This is a genomic window from Sphingopyxis sp. Root1497 (genome assembly GCF_001427085.1).
Classification (GTDB): Bacteria; Pseudomonadota; Alphaproteobacteria; order Sphingomonadales; family Sphingomonadaceae; genus Sphingopyxis.
The window spans coordinates 63,136-80,716 of record NZ_LMGF01000005.1 but is presented as its reverse complement, the minus strand read 5'-3'; the positions used below and the strand labels follow the sequence as shown (position 1 = coordinate 80,716).

Below are 17,581 nucleotides of genomic sequence, written 5' to 3'. Positions count from 1 at the left end.
GCCCGGCAAAAGCCGGTTCATTGAACCTGGTGGTGAGGATGGTTGTGCGCCCGCCGCTTTCAGCGCGGGCGAATAGGGCTGTAAGAGCCGTGGTTATCGATCAGGTGAGGTCAGCGGTTTCGGCCTCCCTGAACTGTTCCAGCATCTCGTCGGCAGCCGCGATCGCGTGCGCCAGTCTTGCCGCTCGCCGGCGCTGCCAGATCCTGAGCGCGACTGCGGTCCAGGCGGCTACCGAAAAGATAAAGCGTTTCGAGTCGATCGCGCCCAGCGCGCCGAGCACGGTCGCGGCGCACCGATCCGACCGGCGACAGGTCGAAGGCCGAGCTTCGGCGCATCGCACGCTCATGCCGGCGGACCGCTTCGGCGAGGTCCGTCGCGGGAGAACCGGGCGACTGCCGCCCGGCCGCAAGTTCGTCGAGATCAAAGCTATTCATGGGCCAATTCTGTCCTCTGCATGGACTTTGCGGGGTTGAGGCGAACACCGACATTGGCGACGCTGATTTCGTGTCGGCCCGTTGGCGGATGGTGATGCGGGTCGGCAACGGGGAAAGTCGTGAACGGCTTCCGCAATTTCGTGATCGGCAGACCGATGCAGTTGGCGATGCGTGAATGGCAGATAGAGACGAAGCGACGCGGCCCCGCGCCGGGTCGACAGCAAGGACAATGCCATGATCGCCTTTGGAGTGACGGGGTGGATCGCGATGATCGTCAATCGCGTGGCGCATATGATACCGCCCATCGCGGCAACGATTTTCGTCGTGTGCGAGCTTTGTTGGCTGATCGCGTGGGCGATTGCGCCGCTGTGCGCAAAACGGCTGCGACGCGCGGAACAGCTTTCAACATAAAGCGCTCTGGAGCAGCCGGACCGTTCGCCCCGGCAAATCCCGCCGGATCGCTCGGGCTAGTCCTTCAAAACCGTTCGCGCCGCCGGCAAATATGTCCTGCTGATGGGGACTGCTGTGTCATCCAGAAGCCGCGCAATCGCTCGTCCGGGGGTTCTTTCCAGTTGCCGGACACCGTCTTTGGCCACCCACCAGCTGCGGTGCACGCGAAGGCCTAGCCGCGGATCGATGATCGCCGCCGCATCCGCCAGCCGCATCAGGACCAACGCCGAGCCGTTGAGTGTGTGTACGCGCACATAATGATCTTCGGCTTCGAGTGCGAGTATGTCGCTGCGCAGGGCGGCCGGAAGCTTCGACAGGAATTCGGGCGGATATTCTGGAGCCGCGGCGGGCTGTCCCGCGGGTGCGACCACCGCAACCGGGTCGTCCGGAGCCATGATGCGGGCGATCAGCAGCTGGACCAGCGCCACATAGGGGAACAAGCCGAGCAGTTGGACGGGACCGAATGTCCTTCCTGGTCTGACCACCCCCATAGCCCATGCCACAAAGAAGGTCATGGGTACCGCCGATACTGCTGCCACCGCGAAGTACCGTGCGACCGTCCGCTTGCGCGGCGAAAGGGACGGAAGGATCCGCTCCGCGGCCGCAGCGGTCCCAAAGCCGGCGACGGCGATGATCATCCAGAAAGGATATCGAACCGCTGGCCCGAGTACAGATTGCGATCCGAATGGCCCCGTTACGCCAAGCATCGCGCCGAACGCGACAGCACTCAGCGGCACCCGCCACTTCCTCAACATCCGCCATTCACGCATCGCCAACCGCATCCGCCCACCCGTCACGAAACGGCGGACGCTATTCACGATTTTGCCCCTTGTCGACAGGGATCATGACCCGCCAACCGGTCGGCACGAAATGTCGAAATGGAGAAAGCAATGAAGCGATTTATCACTGGCGCAGCATTGGCATTTGCAGTCGTTCCAGCAGCGGCAAGCGAGCCCGTAAACATGCGCTTTGAGTGCGACGCCGGAGCCGCTACGGCGGGCGGCGAGCCCCCGAACCTCCACGGCAACTGGGATTTCCTGATGGATGCCGGGGGAGAGCCCAGTTTCGGGCTGATGTCGATCGGCTTCGTCGGCGACACCTATGGCGGATCGCTAACCCCGGTCAGGACCGCGCCCGTCGTCGTGCGCACAATCACCTTGACCGGCTACAGCATCCACATGGTTGTCGCGTCCCGTGAAGGCGATGTCCTGTTCGACGGCACGCTCTCGGCCAACGGCAACAGGATGTGCGGAACCGTTACCTATCATGGCGGCCGGACCCTCGCGATGGTAGCTCAGAAGCGGCCTTCAATCTATCAGTCGCAGTCTCAGGCCCAGCGGGCGAGTGGCAGCAAGCGAGGCTGCGACCATCCGTTTTCAATGCCGCGAGGCCGATCGACAAAATGCCGGCTGTCAGGCGCGAAGCAGCTGCAGCGAGCGCGTCAGCGGAATGACCGCTTTCGGGCACAAGTAAATCCAGGTCGGAACGGCCGATATCGGGCGCGAAGCGGACGTTGCATGGCAGAGTAGTTTGGGAGAGGGCGGCAAATCGACGGACGGTATTTGCGGTTCTCTGCCCCTACATATAACAGTAAAGAAATATTTTAACCGGCCTATACAAGAGAATAACTTCGGTATCTGCGTTTCGATTGACAGGAATTAGACCGGAAAATGGCCGGATTTACCATGCAACTCTAAAGATCGTCTTCGAAAGTTATATTATTGAAAATGACAAATTTTCTCCTATTTTCAATAGTTTAAGAACATAACGAGCCGCCCGCTGATCATTTGGGTCAGAATATTATTTTTCCTCATTATTATCAGGATATTACGGATCTCTGAATATTTGAGTGGGAATGATCAAGAGCTAGGTTTCACCTCTTCAGAATCTCGATCACCCCTATAGCGGGCAGGCAGACCCGGACGCCCTTTCATCGCGGGTCCGCGTTTCCTGACTCAGCGGCAGTCTCCGGCACGGCAGGCGGCCCGCCGCGGACCAGTCTTTCCATGATGATGACGACGAGCGGCACGACGAGCGAAATATAGATGTTGTCGATGCCATAGGGGTTATCGAGCATGTACCAGATCGTCGTCAGGATCGCCGAACCGGCGAGCGCCAGTGTCGCCCCGCGCGAGCTGGCGTAAAAGGGCAAGGTGAAGCCGATCACCGCGACGATCGAGATCGAAAGGCGTAGCGCGCGAGTGAAGAAGCTGAGCTTCAAAACCTCGGGCACGAACAGCGCGAAGATCAGCGGCACGAAGGCGATGACGATCGCGGCGATGCGGGTCATCCGGAACTGCTGGGCTTCGCTGGGATTGCGATAGGGCACATAGAAATCGCGGATCACGAGCGAAGCGATCGCGAGCGCGACGGTGCTGACGCTGACGAAGATCGACGCAACCAGCGACACGGTGACGAGCGCCGCTGCCCAGGTCGGCATGATTTCGAGGAACATCGGCAGCGCATAAAGGCTGTCGAGGTCGGGGCGGAGGTAGCGCGCCGCGACGCCGATCGCGGCGAGCGCAAAGCCGATCGGGAAGCAGAAGAGCGCGGCCCATAGAGCCGCCTTGCTCGCGTCGGCCGGACTCTTCGTCGAGGAGATCGCCTGGATGATATATTGGGTCGAGAAGATCGCGCCGATCGTCGAGATCGTCCAGGCCGCGATCGTCGCGAAGCCGATCGTCCCGTCCCAGGTGAAATAATGCGCGGGAAGCGCCGCTTGCATGGGGGCAAAACCCTTGGTCGCCATCAAGGCCACCGCCGCGATGATCGCGATGCCGACCAGCTTGATCGCGCTGTGCAGCAGCGTCACATAGGCAATGCCCTTCAGTCCCCCGAAGAAATAATAGAAGGTGCTGACGACCGCGATGATCGCCATCGCCGGCAACAGGCCGATCTTCATCACCTCCTGAATGGCCGCCGCGCCGCTGATGTAATTGCCGACGTTCACCAGCAGCAGCGCATAGATCATGATCAGCGAGACGACGGTCATCGTCTTGCGGTCATATTTCTTCTCGATCGCCGCCGAGATCGTATATTCGCCCGACCCATAAATCTTCTTGGCAAAGAAGAGGCCGAAAAGCAGGAAGCCGATCGAGGCGCCGAGCACCGACCAGGTTGCCGCCATGCCCGAGTTGAACGCCTCCTGCGCGGTGCCGACTGTCGACTTGGCGCCGATGAACTCGGACATCAGGAGGACACCGACGACGATCGCCGGGAGCGCCCTTGAACCGACCATATAATCGGCATTGCTCTTGCTTCGCAGCCGATAGGTCAGCCAGCTGGTGAAAGCGATGTAGAGGACGACCGCGCCCATGATGACGATGGTTGCCGACGGCGCAAAATGACCCATTTCTCTCTCCCGTTCCGCCATTCAGCCGTACGTGCGGCGGCGGTAACCCAAATTATTCAGCGAGTTCGCGCATCACCTTGATGAGGTCGCTTTTGCCTTCGAAACCGATGCCCGGAAGGTCCGGCATCACGATATGACCGTCCTCGACCTTCACCGTGTCGGGGAAGCCGCCATAGGGCTGGAACAGGTCGGGGTAGCTCTCGTTTCCGCCGAGCCCCAGGCCCGCCGCAATATTCAGTGACATCTGGTGACCGCCGTGCGGGATGCAGCGCGACGGCGACCAGCCGCATTCGGCGAGCGCGTCGAGGGTGCGCAGATATTCGACCAGGCCGTAGGAGAGCGCGCAGTCCATCTGCAGATAGTCGCGGTCGGGGCGCATGCCGCCGTAGCGCAGCAGGTTGCGCGCATCCTGATGGCTGAAGAGATTTTCGCCCGTCGCCATCGAGCCTGGATAGAATTCGGCAAGCGCCGCTTGCAGCTTGTAATCGAGCGGATCGCCCGCCTCTTCGTACCAGAAGAGCGGATAGTCGCGTAGCGCCTTGGCATATTCGATCGCGGTCAGCGTGTCGAAGCGGCCATTGGCGTCGACCGCGAGCTGCGCGTCGCCCTCGATTTCCTGGAGCACGGATTCGATCCGCCGACGATCGATCGCGAGGCTCTCGCCGCCGATCTTCATCTTCACGACATTATAGCCGCGATCGATGTAGCCACGCATCTCGGCGCGCAGCGCGTCGTCGTCCTTGCCCGGATAATAGTAGCCGCCGGCCGCATAGACGAAGACGCGCGGGTTCGCCTCGCGGCCCTTCATGTCGGCAAGCAGGCGGAAGAGCGGCTTCTCCGCGATCTTCGCGACCGCATCCCATACCGCCATATCGATCGTCCCGACCGCGACCGAGCGTTCGCCATGACCGCCCGGCTTCTCGTTGGTCATCAGCGTCTTCCAGATCTTATCCGGATCGAAATTCTCGCCCGTCGTATCGAGCAGACTTGCAGGCTCGGCTTCGATCAGCCGATCGCGGAAGCGCTCGCGAATGAGACCGCCCTGCCCGTAACGGCCGTTGGAATTGAAACCGTAGCCGACGACACGGCGGCCGTCGCGAACGACATTGGTCACCACCGCGACGAGGCTCGCCGTCATCTTGGAAAAGTCGATATAGGCGTTGCGGATCGGAGACGAGATAGGCTTGGTCACTTCGACGATGTCGATGATCTGGGGCTGGGTCACTTTTTGCACCTTGGAGCTGATGGCAAGCGTCAGAGCGACGCGCCGCCACAGATGAGAATATCCTGGCCGGTGATCGCGCCGGCCTCATCGCCAAGCAGGAACGCAACCGTGGCTGCGACCTCGGCGGGTTCGATGTAGCGGCCTATCGGCGGCAGTATGGGCGGAACGCCGGCCCGGTCGCCGCGCGTCAGAAACGGTGTTGCCGTCGCGGCGGGCGAGACGATGTTGGCGGTGATGCCGCGCGGCGCGAGCTCGATCGCGAAGGATCGCACCAGCCCGGTCAGCGCCGCCTTGGTCGCGGCATATTGCGCCTTGCCCTTTGCGCCGCGGCTGGTGCGGCTGCCGATCGCAACGATCCGTGCACCCGCGCCCATGCCCGGTGTCAGGTTTTGGACAAGAAGCGCGAGCGCACGGACATGCACGGCGTACATGAGGTCGCCGACGGCGGGATCGAATTCCTCGATGCCCCCGGTGGTCATGAACCCCGCGGCATGAACAATGGCGCCGACCGGACCGAGGCTGGCGGAGAGACCCGCCAGCGCCGCCATGTCGGCCAGATCGACGACCTCGAACCGCACGCCATCGGCAGGCTCGGCAGGCTCGGCCGGCGTCCGGTCGAGCCCGATCACCGACCAGCCATCGCGGACGAGGCGCTGCGTTATCGCCGCCCCTATGCCCGAGGCGGCGCCGGTGACGACCGCGATGCGAGGGTCGGATGTCATGGCGTCAGACCAGCGCCGGTTCGACCAGGCCGGCGCCGCGCACCGCGTGCTCAATGCGGCGGAGTTCTTCGGCGCTCGGCGGCACCGTCGGCGGACGCACGGTACCGCGCGCGATCAGCCCGGCGGCGGCCATCGCCGCCTTCATGCAGGCATGCGCCTCGCCGGTCGGTTCGCCATCGCCATAGACCGCCTGCTTGAGCGGATCGATCAGCGCCTGCACGCGCTGCGCCTCGACCAGATCGCCCTGCTGCACGGCATCGAGCAGGTCCGCGATCAGGCCCGGGATGACCGAGGCGAAGCCGACGAGCGCGCCATCGACACCCTGGACCATCGAGGCGAGCAGATATTCATCATGACAGGTCAGCAGCGCCTTGCCCGGCGCCGCGGCGCGGATCGCCTTCAGGTCACGATCATATTTGTTCATCTCGCGCGTGCCGATCTTGAACGCCTGCACCGCGTCGAGGCGCGCAAGTTCGGCGAGCAGTTCGGACGAGAAGCTGGCCTTGGTCCAGGCGGGATAGACATGAACGATCAGCGGCAGTCCCGAAGCCTTGCCGATCGCTTCGAAATATTCGGTGACGTGCGACGGACGGAAACCAAAACGCAGCCAGTGATGCGGGGGCATGATATCGAGCGCGCTGGCGCCGGCTTCGCGCGCGATCACGGCCTGTTCGCAGGCATCCAATATGCCCTCGCACACGATCGAGGAAATGACCGGGATGCGGCCATCGACCGCCTTTGCAACGATCGACGTCACCTGGGCGCGTTCAGCGGGGGTCAGCGAGAAGACCTCTCCGGTGTGACCGTTCGTCATGATCGCCTTGATGTGGCGCTGTTCGGAGAGCCAGCGCGCAAGCCGCGTAAGACCGCCTTCGTCAATGCTGAAATCCTCATTGAACGGAACGGCGATGGCGGGGATCAAGCCCTTGAAATCGATAGCGGAAGTCACCGGTAAAAGTCTCCAATTGTTGCTATGGTGCCAAAGATTGAGCCGCCGTGCCGCCAGCGGCGCGAACGGCGAACGAAAGCTGGCGCGCGGCTTCGCAGGTGATGTCGCGTGCGCGGTCGACGAAATCGTCGAGAGTCTGGCCGAAGGACGGCGCCGCAACGCTGAGCGCCGCGAGCGGAACGCCGTCCATGTCGGTGATCGGCGCCGCGAGAACGCGCAGGCCCGTCACCGTTTCCTGGTCCGATACGGCGAAGCCGTCTTCACGAACCTTGGCGATCTCGTCGAGCAGCCGGTCGATGTCGACCATCGTATATTCGGTGAGCTGCTTCGGCGGGTTGGATTCGAGGATTTCGCGTTCGGTCGCGACGGGCAGATGGGCAAGGATCGCCCGCCCCAGCGCCGACGAGAAGGCCGGGACGCGATTGCCGACCCGGACGTCGACGGCCAGCCGTTGCAGCCCGGCCTGGATACGCTCGATATAGACCACCTCATAGGCATCAAGGACCCCGATCGAGGCCGCCTCGATATGGTCGTCGACAAGCGAGCGAAGCAGCGGCCGCCCGAGGCTGCGGATGTCGGATCGCGCAATAGCGTTGAAACCGAGATCGAGGCATTTGAGCGTCAGGCGAAAGCGCTTGCTCTCCCCTACCCGCTCGACATAGCCGAGCGACACCAAGGTATTCAGCATGCGAAAGGCGGTCGCATTGTCGGTCCCCGCCGCGCGCGCCACTTCGGCAATGACAAGCTCTTCGCTGTCGAGTCCGAAGGCATTCAGGACCGCAAATGCCTTGGCCACCGACTTGACCGTATTCTTGTCGTTCTTCTCATCGCTCATCAGGATGCTCCCGCTCGATTTTGTCATGCGGCCTGTTCCTATCAGCGCGGCGCGGCCAAAAATAGCGGGTGACGCAAGGGTCCATCCTGGCGCGCGCCGGGCGTCACCGCGCGCATGACGCGCGGCGACCCGGAGCCGGGGAGGACGAGATCCGGCCGCCGATTGTTCGGCACCCTTTGCTCGCCAGGATGGAAGAGGATGCGCCATCGTCAGAAGGAGAAGCGGGCGCCGATCTTGTACGTACGCCCGAGGACGTCGTAGAAGGTGCCATTGGTGTAGGAACTATACTGGGCAAACTTGCCCGGCAGCCCGAACCAGCCGGTCGCGCCGGTGCCCGGCGAGAAGGGCGGCTTGGTATTGAGGATGTTGTCGACGTTGGCGAACAGCTGGACCTTCGCCTTGTCACCCGAGACGATATTGTAACGGATGTTCGCGTCGAGATAGAAATAGGCCGGAATCTTCTCGTCGAGATAGGTGTTCGCGGCCGCGAACTTGTAACGGTACATGCTGTCGATGAAGTTGCCGCGCAGGCTCACCCCCAGCTTCTCGTCATTATAGGCCAGCGTTGCGTTCCAGCGCCAATGCGGCACGCCCGAAAGGTCGCCCGCGAGATCGCGCGGATTGAGACCCGAGCTGTTTTCTTTGTATTTGTCGACGTAGTTGGCGAGGAGCCGGGCCGAGAACTGGCCCGTCGAGCCACCGAACAGGACGTCGGCGCCGAAGCGATAGCCAAGGTCGAATTCGATACCCTGCGTCTCGATCGAGCCGAGATTGAGGAAGGGGTCGATAATCACGGTCTGGTCACTATTGATGAGACTGCAGAGCCCTTGGTTCGGTTCGCGTCCCGCGGCGGTGCCGCCGCCGAAGCAGCCGTCGATGATGCCCTGCGCGCCGAGCTTGCCGATGACGTCCTTGAGCTTGATGCGGTAGCCGTCGATCGAGAGCGTGAGTCCTCGCGTCAGCACATCTTCCATCGTAATGCCGACAGTGGTGCTGTAGGCGCGCTCGGGGCTGAGATCGAGGTTGTTGCGTCCTGGCGAGACGGCGTTCGCCGAACCCGTTTCCACACCGCCCGGACCGCGGGTGATCACCGAGGAATAAGTGGTGTTCGCCCCGAAACTCTCGAAAAGCGAGGGCGCGCGAATATCTTTCGAATAGGCGGCGCGGAAGCGAAGGCCCGAGACGGGTTCGTAGGTAGTCCCGACCTTCCAGGTAACAACCGTGCCGCTCGTGCTGTAATCGGTCACGCGGATCGCGCCGTTGAGATCGAGCGATTCTGCGCCCTTCACGTCAGCGAGCAGCGGCACGACGACTTCGCTGAAGCCTTCGACGACGGTATAGTTGCCGGCGAAGCTCTTCGGATTGGATTGCTGGAAGCCCCCCGAGGCGAAGAGCGGCGGATTGACGAAGTCGGCGTAGAAGCTGACGTCCTGCGCGACCTTCTCATAGCGATAGTCGACGCCGGCCGCGAAGGACACGGGACCAGCCCAGGTCGAGAAGGGCTCGCCGTTGATCGACGCGCCTGCCGCGACCTGCGTATAGACCGAGCTTTGATAGAGATCGTCGACGATATAATCCTTCGCCGAGGCCAGCGACCCCGGTCCGAAAGGATTGGCGGGAACACAGAGGGCGGCAGCGCCATAAGCCGCCTCGCCCGGCGCCGCGGCCCCTTCGACATTCACGCGGCAATCGGGCAGCCCGGTCCGGGGATTGATGACGACGTCGGTTGCGGCGGCAAGGTTCGAGACGACGATATTGTTGCCGAGGATCGTGTCGTACCAGTCGCGCCCGAAGGTGCCATAGGCCTTCCACGACCAGCCTTTGCCCATCTGACCTTCGAGGCCGGTGGCGACGCGGAAGACACGGTTGTTCGAATCCGAGGTCGCCGAACCGAGTTCGGGCGTCAGTTTCGACAGATAGATGGTGTCGGTGCCATTGGCGTTCATGATCGCCTGGATGTCGGCAGGGATGTACGGATTGCCGTTCCGGATCGCGATCGGATAGTCGGTCGAGGACGGGATCGCGTTCAAGAACAGGTCGGTTTCGGTACCCGACTCGCCATAGGAGGCTTCGATGAATCCGGTAAGGCTCGGCGAAAACTCATAGAGTGCGCGGCCGAAGAGGATCTTGCGCTCGAGCGGAGCCTGAAGGTTTCGCACACCGCGCCATTCGCCGTCGCCGCCGATCGACACGCTGCGATTGATCGGTCCGACCTGGCCATAGTCGAACGGCGCCGAACTGGTCGAATTGAGGAACTGGCGCCCATAGAAAGGGTCGGTCAACGCGAGCGGGTTTCCGTTGGCGGCGACGAGTACGCCGCCGCGCGTATAGCTGTTGTGCGTCAGGCCGCAGGTCTGGAGCCCGAGATAGAAAGTTCCGTTCACCGAACCCGGGAACCAACCGCACTGATCCTTGCCATAGGGCCGGTCGTTGGTAGTCGGGACATCCCACGACTTGCTGTACTCGCCCGCGAGCATGAGCTGGCCGCGACCATCCGCGAACGAGGTGCCGGCAGCGAGGCTGAGGCTGACTTCCTGCGCGTCGCCATAGTCGGAGACGCCATATTGCACCTTGCCCTGGATGCCTTCGAGCTTGCGTTTCAGCACGATGTTGATGACGCCCCCCACGGCGTCGGAACCCCAGGCCGCCGAAGCGCCGCCGCTCACCACATCGAGACGATCGACAAGCGCTTCGGGGATGAGGTTGATGTCGACCGAACTGCCGCCTGAGTTCTCCGCGCCGTTCGAGGGAACGAAGCGGCGACCGTCGACGAGGGTGAGCGTACGCGTCGCGCCAAGGCCTCGCAGGTTCACATAGTTGCCGCTGGCCTGCGACGTGGCGGGAAAATTCGGCGAAGGGCGAACCGAGGGAATGTCGTAAAGGACGTCCGCGATCGTCGTAGCGGCCTGAGCCTCGATCGCATCGCGCCCGATCGCGGTCACCGGCGTCGGCGCGAGATAGCCTTCACGGTTGACGCGCGTGCCAGTGACGATGATCGACGCGTCGTCGGCCGGCGCGCTTTCGGTAGCCTCGGCGTCCGGAGCGACTTCCTGTGCCATCGCCGGGACGGCGGAGAGGAGGATCGCGGCGGTCCCGCATGCGAGCCTGATTTTCGACGTAAACAATGCCTTTTTCATTCATCCCTCCCGAGCGGGTTTCCCAAAGCGTGCCCGGTCGCCGGGCTATCCTGCCATCCGAGTGCGAAATTCGCATTATTCGGATGGCGAACTTATATTCGCATTTCTAAGCATATGGATTTTCGACAGCTTGTAAATACCCCCGAGGCAAGTTGAAGAAGTCGCTGATTTGCTTGATCTTCGCGCACCAAGGCCGCCCGGATGCCGACGATGGGGAAGGCCGCGGGTGCGACAGAAGGCGACACGGTGATGACGAGTCGAACGTCAACGCGCGGACCTTGACATCGAGCGCCGACCCGATATCAAATCGCTATTGACGAATATTAATTCGCTATCCGAATACATGGGAGAAGATCGATGGGCATGAAGAAGGCAATGTCGCGGTTCGCCGTATCCTTGGCTGCGCTGGCAATGGGCCAGGCCGCACTCGCCGCTCCCTCCGCGCCGCCGCTCGCGAAGATCGCCGCCGACTCGCCCCTCCTCAGCATCGACCCGAACGAAGTCGCCTGCGGTCGCCCCGCAATCGCCCTCATGGACGCGACGCGCATCACGACGGGCTGGGATCACCGCAAGTTCCCCGCCTTCAAGGTCGTCGGCAATACCTATTCGGTCGGCATCTCGGCGGTCACCGCCTATCTCGTCAAGACGAGCGACGGCCTGATCCTGATCGACACGACGTTCGACGAGACGGCGCCATGGGTTGCGGAGTCGATCGAGAAGCTCGGCTTCAAACTCGCGGACATCAAGATCATCCTCGGCAGCCACGCGCACCTCGATCACCAGGGCGGCAGCGCGTGGATGAAGGTCCATGCGCCGGACGCGAAGCTGATGATCATGGAAGGCGACGCCGAGACGGTCGAAAAGGGTTCGCCGGCGGTCGAAGGGATCGGCCGCGGCATGCCGCCGGTAAAGGTCGACCGCGTCCTGCACGACGGCGACAAGGTGACCCTCGGCGATGTGACCGTTTCGGTTTGGAAGACCGCCGGCCATACCCGCGGCGCCTCATCCTTTGAATGGCAGACGACCGAAAATGGCAAGACCTATGACGTGTTGCTGATGGGAAGCCAGCAGGCCGCCACCAAGCTCGTGCCCGAAGAATATCCCGGGATCGTCAAAGACCAGATCGACGGCTGGGAGCGACTGCTGTCGCTCAAGCCCGACGTCTGGTTCGGCGGCCACCCCTGGCAGCACAATAATGTCGACAAATATGAAGCGATGCTGGCCGAACCCGGAAGCAATCCCTTCATCGATCCCAAGGGCTATCGCTGCCTCGTGGCCGCGCGCGCCTTCGATTTTGTCGAGGAACTCAAGAAACAGGAAGCCGCAGCGGCCAAGGGCGGCAAGTGAGCGCGCGCACGGCGCGGCTGCTCGCTGTTGCCGCGTGCGCAGCGCTTGCCGCCACACCATCGGCCAGCGCCTCCCCCTCTTCTTCGGGCGGGCCGAAAACGCCGAGCCGCGCGACGGCGCTGTGCGGTCCGGGCGACAATCCCGAGCCCGGCATGCAGGGCGAGACGCCGCTTGCCGACCTCGAGGCCGGGCGCACCGCCACGCCCTATGTCTGCGGCATGCGCATCGTCGGCAAGCTCGACCCGTGGGGACGCGGCGACAATGCGATGCTCAAACGATCGCGCCAGTGCGCCTATGTTTACGGCGGCGGTGAACGCAAAGGAATCGCCGTCATCAACGCGAGCGACCCCAAGGCCCCCAAGGCGGTGGGTCTGCTCGACACGCCGGGCGCGATCGGGGGATCGGAGACGATGGACGTCATCGACACCGGCACCCGCCACCTGCTCGTCGCGGGCGACTATAGCGGCGGCCTCAGACCGCCCGGCCCCGCTCCCCTCGACATCTACGATATCAGCGACTGCACCACGCCGAAGTTGCTCACGACCTTTTACTGGCCCGCAAACATCCATGTGCCCAAGATCTCGCCCGATGGCATGCGGGTCTATGCGAGCCGCGAATATGGCACCGATGGCCTGATGGTCCTCGACATCAGCGATCCGGCAAGACCCATTTATATGGGGGAATATCCGCTCGTCCTTCCCGGCGGCAAGGCACAGCGCTGCCACGACATGTGGATCAACGATGACCAGACGCGACTGATCTGCGCCGGAAGCGTGCCGATGATCGAGGCGCGCAAGGGCGATTCCGCGCCCAGCATCTGGGACATCACCCAGATCGGCAAGCCGAACCCCGAATGGCCGACGATCAGGTTCGTCGGCACCAGCGACATCCGCGGCCAAGGCGACCATCATGCGCCGCTGCTGCGCGTCCGCGGCCGCCAGTATCTGGTGGCTGCGAATGAGCTCCGCTGCACCGCCTTCCCGCGCATCTTCGATATGACCGATGAAAAGTCGCTGCGCATGGTCGGCGAATTCCGGCTTGAGGCGAATGACCGCTGCCTCGATGATCCGGCGTGGGCCAAGGCGAACGCCGCCGGCTCCTACGGCCTCCATTATAATGCCGTTGTCGACGATGCTTGGGGCGGCGTGGTGCTCGGCCTGTTCAGCTTCATGGGCTCGGGGGTCCGGATCGTCGACCTCCGCGATCCGACGCACCCGTACGAAGTGGCCTATTACCATCCGGGAGCCATCGATACCCCCTCCCCTCCCGGTCCCCTCGCCGGCAAGACCGACAGCTGCATGTCGATCAACAGTTTCGTGCCGGAGACCGGCCATATCTGGTTCGTCTGCCGCAGCGGCTTTTACGTCGCCGAACTTTCAAAGGCCGTTCGCGCCAAGCTTGGCGCATCCGCGCCATGAGATGGCAACGCTTTGGCCGATAGGGCCGTCGGGCGCTTCGGCCACGGCGCATAGCGCGGACTTTCTCGGCCTTGCGAGAAAGGATGAGGATAGCCGGCGCAAGTCATTGCTGAAGGACGGGTAATAGTCCGACCAGCCGGCCATGCCTCCTCCTTGGGGGCAGTTCGTCCCTCTGGCCGTCCGCTTCCCCAACGCCTCTGCCATTGTAATCGGGAGAACATATCTATATATCATAGATATTAGATCCGGATGGTCCAAAGGATCGCTTCGGTGGCGCAAACCTGGTGGGAGAAGATTGATGGCAGGCCGATTGTCGGGAAAAATCATTCTTCTGTCGGGCGGCACCCGGGGGATGGGCGAAGCGCAGGTCCGCGGCATGGTGCGCGAGGGCGCCGAGGTCATTTTCGGTGGCCGGGATCGGGCCGCGGGGGCGGCGATCGAGGCATCGCTCGACAGCAAGGCGCACTTTGCGCCGCTCGACGTCACGAAACCCGAAGATTGGAAGGCTGCAGTCGAATTCGCGGTGGAGCGGTTCGGCCGGATCGATGGTCTCGTGAACAACGCCGGTGTCGGCGCCACGCGCCCACTGGTCGACATCAGCGACGAGGAATGGGCCAGCGTCGTCGCGGTCAACCAGAATGGCGTGTTTCTGGGCATGCGCGAGGGGGCACGCGCGATGCTGAAATCGGGCGGAGGTTCGATCGTCAATGTCGCATCGCCCGCCGGGACGAAGGCCCATGCCAATCTGGTCGCCTATTCGGCCGCGAAGGCGGCGGTGATCGGGATGTCGCGGGCGGCCGCCAAGGAACTCGCGCCCAGCGGCATTCGCGTCAACGTTCTGATCCCGGGGTTTTTCGCGACGCGCCTCCTGACCGAGACGACAAACAGCGAGGCCCTCATACGCGGTGCGAAGTTGACCCCGCTCGGACGCGTCGCACAGCCTGAGGAGAGCGTTGGCGCTGTCCTGTTCCTGCTATCCGACGAAAGCAGCTTCGTGACGGGTACGCAGATCGTCGTCGATGGCGGCTACACCGCGTGACCGAACAGGTCAGGCGTTTTTTTCGAACGCATATTGGCCTTCGGGCAACACCACCCACGGCAGCGCGGTCGACGTCCAGACGCTGACCGACGGAGCGAAAGCCCCCGGATCGTCGAGCGTCCCGGCCTTGACGATCAAAAGCCCCTTCCCGTCGGTCGGCTCCGAAAAGATCGGCGACCCGCAACGACCACAGAATTTGCGCAGCACCGCGTTGCCGGAGAATGTGTCCTTATCCTCATAGACCGACAGGTCGCCTTCATGGCTGACCGCGGCCCCCTTAAAGAGCAGGTTGACCGAGAAGGCGCTGCCCGATTGCCGGCGACAGTTGGTGCAGTGGCATTGCGCCACCACGATCGGGTCGCCGTCGGCACGGTAGCGCACCGCCCCACAATTGCATCCGCCCTCGATCATATGGCTTTACCCTTCTGTCCGTATCGAAATCTGAAACCGTCGAGCAGCACCTCGAGCGTCTCGACGAACAACGCCTCGTCGGACACCGGAGATTTGGCGATCGCTGCGGCAAGCAACGGGTAACGCGCCGGATCGACCGTCGGCATCGCGGCATGGTCGTGCGCCTTGGCCGCCGCGTCGAAAAGCGCCTTGCCATAGGTCAGCTTTTCGAGCGCCTCGAGAACCGCCAGATGATGCTCGGGCGGGTAAGGACAGTCCGACAGGCCGCGCTCATAGGCACCGAGCATCAGCTCGCGCGGAAAGAAGCGCAGCATCAGCGGTCCGGCGTGCGCGTGGTTCAGCATCACGCGACGGGTCGCAACCGCGAGGTCGATCGCCCGCTCCTCCCACGACGACCCCGGCTTTTCCCCCTGCCCCACCTCGACCAGCAAGGTCCGGGCCATCATGTGGAGAAGTTCGTCGCGATTCTTGAAATGATAATAAAGCGACGGCGCCTGAACGTTCAGTTCGCGCGCCACCGCCTGCACGGTCAGCGCGTCGAGGCCCTTGCGATCGAGCAGGTCGATCGACACAAGGATCGCCGTTTCGCGCGTGATCAGCGGCGTCAGCGGGCGCCCCGGCCCCTTTTTTTTCCTGGCTTGGCTGGCGGGCAAACTTATCCCTTTCCCTATCGGCATTAGGCCGACAGATGCCATCATTGCCCGGCTTTGAACAGCCACGAGGGTGCGACACACCAAATGCCCCTCAACCCCGCCCGTCGCGATCACGCAAAGCGCCATTCCCGAAGCCCCGCGCCCTCGACGATCCGGCCGGGCGCGCCCACAGGCTCAACATCCGCATCGGCGAGCCGTCGCAGGACGTCGCCTTCGCTCGGCGGAACATGCGCGAGCGTCCGCTCGCCCTCCGGTGTCCGCGCGACCACGACGCCCGCTTTTGGCATCCCGTCGCGCCTGTAGAGGATCGTGTAGCTTTCGATCGTCGCGTCACCCAGATAGTCGCGCGCCAGCGCCGGAATTGCATCGCGCATCGCGTCTGCCTCCTCCTGATAATCGTAACTGCGGGGAAAGAAGGCGGCCGCGAGCGGCTTGCTGCTGATCACGATGCTGTGATTGTGCGTCGCATAGCCGCCATTTGCGAACAGCAGCCCCGTCCCTTCCTCGGCACGCAGCCGATCGGTCATGCTCGCGATGGCATGGCCCATATAATTGCCGATCGGCCCGCCACCAAAGGTCAGGCCGCCGAAGACCGTCGCCGGCCGCTCGGCCGGCCAATCGATGATCCGGCGGGCCAGCTTGGGAATGCAGGGGAAACAGCTGTACAGTTCGACCATATCGAGCCGGGACGGATCGACCCCGTTCAAGGCGAGCGCCCGGCGGATCGAGACCTCCATGCTCGCGCTATGGTCGTAGCGATCACGCTGCAACGGGCTGTTCGGTTCATGGGCCGCCGCACCATTACCGACATAGATCCAGCGGTCCTCGGCGATCCCGCGCCGGCGCGCCTCGCCGACGCTCGTCACGATGAAGGCGGCGCCCTGGTTGACCGAGGCGTTGGCGACCATCAGCTTGTTATAGGGAAAGGCGATCGGCCGGTTGCTCTCGGTCGGCGTGATCACGTCAGCCGGGCTGACCGGTTTCCGAATCCATGCATGAGGATTGGCGGTCGCAACCTCCGAAAAAAGCGACCAGATCGTCCCGCTTTCGGCCTGCGCCTCGGCGAAACTTTGTCCGAGCGATGCGCGGAGTGCATTTTCGTAGAGAGGGTAAACATCGACCGGCGCGACCAGCCCATATTGCTGCGCATAGCTTGGCTCGCGCCGCTGCGCCGCTTCGCGCGTCGCATCGACGCGGCGGCCGGACTCCTCTGCCGCCGCCCTTGCTGCCGCGGTTCGTAGCGCCTCGGCGCCGCACACCAGCGCGATCCGGCACTCGCCGGCCCCGATCCGGTTGGCCGCTTCGTTGAGGAGCAGGACCGGGCTGTCGCCGTTCGGCCCTTCGCTTTGCATCATCGTCGCGGGCGCGATGCCGAGTTCGCTCGCCAGAGACTCCCGCGCATCGCGAATGTCGCGGAACGATATCTGCTGGACGATCCCCAGAAAATCGGCGTCGGCGAGCAGCGCCCCGCCAGCGTCCTTTTCGGCGAGCCGCAGCGCGTCCGCCATCAACACGACGGGATCGCGGCCATCGGCGGGGTTTTCCGGCCGATCATTGATCTGGCCGACACCGACGATGATAGGTCTGTTATCGTCCGACATGCTCTACG

The 17,581-nt window shown here is 63.2% G+C and carries 16 protein-coding genes; 5 read left to right on the top strand and 11 right to left on the bottom strand.

All coding sequences use genetic code 11. The annotated features are described in order from the left end of the window. Positions 1 to 100: 100 nt before the first annotated feature. A complete protein-coding gene (locus tag ASD67_RS14805) occupies positions 101 to 280 on the bottom strand; it encodes a hypothetical protein (protein WP_156377729.1) in 180 nt (59 codons plus the stop codon). Positions 281 to 668: 388 nt separating this feature from the next. Between ASD67_RS14805 and ASD67_RS23125 the strand changes: the two genes are divergently transcribed. After that, the gene (locus ASD67_RS23125) at positions 669 to 845 is read left to right on the top strand and encodes a hypothetical protein (protein ID WP_156377728.1); all 177 of its coding nucleotides are present in this window, start codon (positions 669 to 671) and stop codon (positions 843 to 845) included. Between the two features lie 56 nt (positions 846 to 901). Here the strand turns inward: ASD67_RS23125 and ASD67_RS14800 are convergent, their stop codons facing one another. Further along, positions 902 to 1,702, bottom strand: a complete 801-nt coding sequence (locus ASD67_RS14800; RefSeq protein ID WP_156377727.1) for a LytTR family DNA-binding domain-containing protein — start codon at positions 1,700 to 1,702, stop codon at positions 902 to 904. 72 nt (positions 1,703 to 1,774) lie between these two features. Here ASD67_RS14800 and ASD67_RS14795 point away from each other — a divergent pair, with 72 nt between their 5' ends. After that, entirely contained in the window at positions 1,775 to 2,413 is a 639-nt protein-coding gene (locus tag ASD67_RS14795) for a hypothetical protein (RefSeq protein ID WP_156377726.1), read from the top strand. Positions 2,414 to 2,814: 401 nt separating this feature from the next. On the opposite strand, the gene ASD67_RS14790 is transcribed toward ASD67_RS14795, so the two are convergent. From ASD67_RS14790 to ASD67_RS14765, 6 genes are all read right to left on the bottom strand, one after another. Then, complete coding sequence (locus tag ASD67_RS14790) at positions 2,815 to 4,236, bottom strand: sodium:solute symporter family protein (RefSeq protein ID WP_056348753.1); 1,422 nt, start codon at positions 4,234 to 4,236, stop codon at positions 2,815 to 2,817. Positions 4,237 to 4,288: 52 nt separating this feature from the next. Further along, entirely contained in the window at positions 4,289 to 5,461 is a 1,173-nt protein-coding gene (locus ASD67_RS14785) for a mandelate racemase/muconate lactonizing enzyme family protein (protein ID WP_056348750.1), read from the bottom strand. A 29-nt stretch (positions 5,462 to 5,490) separates the two neighbouring features. Beyond that, positions 5,491 to 6,183 carry an SDR family NAD(P)-dependent oxidoreductase gene (locus tag ASD67_RS14780; protein ID WP_056351949.1) on the bottom strand — a complete coding sequence of 231 codons (693 nt, stop codon included), beginning with the start codon at positions 6,181 to 6,183 and terminating at the stop codon, positions 5,491 to 5,493. 4 nt (positions 6,184 to 6,187) lie between these two features. Then, positions 6,188 to 7,132, bottom strand: a complete 945-nt coding sequence (locus ASD67_RS14775) for a dihydrodipicolinate synthase family protein (RefSeq protein WP_056348747.1) — start codon at positions 7,130 to 7,132, stop codon at positions 6,188 to 6,190. A gap of 22 nt (positions 7,133 to 7,154) precedes the next feature. Further along, on the bottom strand, positions 7,155 to 7,967 hold the full coding sequence (locus tag ASD67_RS14770; protein WP_056351946.1) for an IclR family transcriptional regulator: 813 nt from the start codon (positions 7,965 to 7,967) through the stop codon (positions 7,155 to 7,157). Between the two features lie 209 nt (positions 7,968 to 8,176). After that, on the bottom strand, positions 8,177 to 11,104 hold the full coding sequence (locus ASD67_RS14765) for a TonB-dependent receptor domain-containing protein (RefSeq protein WP_056348744.1): 2,928 nt from the start codon (positions 11,102 to 11,104) through the stop codon (positions 8,177 to 8,179). Positions 11,105 to 11,467: 363 nt separating this feature from the next. On the opposite strand from ASD67_RS14765, the gene bla reads away from it, so the two are divergent. The 3 genes from bla (at position 11,468) to ASD67_RS14750 (ending at position 14,908) form a co-directional block, all read left to right on the top strand. After that, a complete protein-coding gene (gene bla / locus ASD67_RS14760; protein WP_162248592.1) occupies positions 11,468 to 12,451 on the top strand; it encodes a metallo-beta-lactamase in 984 nt (327 codons plus the stop codon). Next, entirely contained in the window at positions 12,448 to 13,869 is a 1,422-nt protein-coding gene (locus ASD67_RS14755) for an LVIVD repeat-containing protein (protein WP_056348739.1), read from the top strand. The genes bla and ASD67_RS14755 overlap by 4 nt, the downstream gene beginning before the upstream one ends. 298 nt (positions 13,870 to 14,167) lie before the next feature. After that, complete coding sequence (locus ASD67_RS14750; protein ID WP_056348736.1) at positions 14,168 to 14,908, top strand: SDR family NAD(P)-dependent oxidoreductase; 741 nt, start codon at positions 14,168 to 14,170, stop codon at positions 14,906 to 14,908. A gap of 9 nt (positions 14,909 to 14,917) precedes the next feature. On the opposite strand, the gene ASD67_RS14745 is transcribed toward ASD67_RS14750, so the two are convergent. The 3 genes from ASD67_RS14745 to ASD67_RS14735 all read right to left on the bottom strand — a co-directional run bounded on the left by ASD67_RS14745 (position 14,918) and on the right by ASD67_RS14735 (position 17,573). After that, entirely contained in the window at positions 14,918 to 15,319 is a 402-nt protein-coding gene (locus ASD67_RS14745; protein ID WP_056348735.1) for a GFA family protein, read from the bottom strand. Continuing rightward, positions 15,316 to 15,972 carry a TetR family transcriptional regulator gene (locus tag ASD67_RS14740; protein ID WP_056348731.1) on the bottom strand — a complete coding sequence of 219 codons (657 nt, stop codon included), beginning with the start codon at positions 15,970 to 15,972 and terminating at the stop codon, positions 15,316 to 15,318. The genes ASD67_RS14745 and ASD67_RS14740 overlap by 4 nt, the downstream gene beginning before the upstream one ends. A 110-nt stretch (positions 15,973 to 16,082) precedes the next feature. After that, a complete protein-coding gene (locus tag ASD67_RS14735; RefSeq protein WP_056348728.1) occupies positions 16,083 to 17,573 on the bottom strand; it encodes an acetyl-CoA acetyltransferase in 1,491 nt (496 codons plus the stop codon). Positions 17,574 to 17,581 lie beyond the last annotated feature (8 nt).

Coding starts and splice junctions, on each gene's coding strand:
- ASD67_RS14745 (WP_056348735.1), bottom strand. CDS start 15,319: ATGATCGAGGGCGGATGCAATTGTGGGGCGGTGCGCTACCGTGCCGAC.
- ASD67_RS14750 (WP_056348736.1), top strand. CDS start 14,168: ATGGCAGGCCGATTGTCGGGAAAAATCATTCTTCTGTCGGGCGGCACC.
- ASD67_RS14790 (WP_056348753.1), bottom strand. CDS start 4,236: ATGGGTCATTTTGCGCCGTCGGCAACCATCGTCATCATGGGCGCGGTC.
- ASD67_RS14780 (WP_056351949.1), bottom strand. CDS start 6,183: ATGACATCCGACCCTCGCATCGCGGTCGTCACCGGCGCCGCCTCGGGC.
- ASD67_RS14770 (WP_056351946.1), bottom strand. CDS start 7,967: ATGAGCGATGAGAAGAACGACAAGAATACGGTCAAGTCGGTGGCCAAG.
- ASD67_RS23125 (WP_156377728.1), top strand. CDS start 669: ATGATCGCCTTTGGAGTGACGGGGTGGATCGCGATGATCGTCAATCGC.
- ASD67_RS14765 (WP_056348744.1), bottom strand. CDS start 11,104: ATGAAAAAGGCATTGTTTACGTCGAAAATCAGGCTCGCATGCGGGACC.
- ASD67_RS14795 (WP_156377726.1), top strand. CDS start 1,775: ATGAAGCGATTTATCACTGGCGCAGCATTGGCATTTGCAGTCGTTCCA.
- ASD67_RS14735 (WP_056348728.1), bottom strand. CDS start 17,573: ATGTCGGACGATAACAGACCTATCATCGTCGGTGTCGGCCAGATCAAT.
- bla (WP_162248592.1), top strand. CDS start 11,468: ATGAAGAAGGCAATGTCGCGGTTCGCCGTATCCTTGGCTGCGCTGGCA.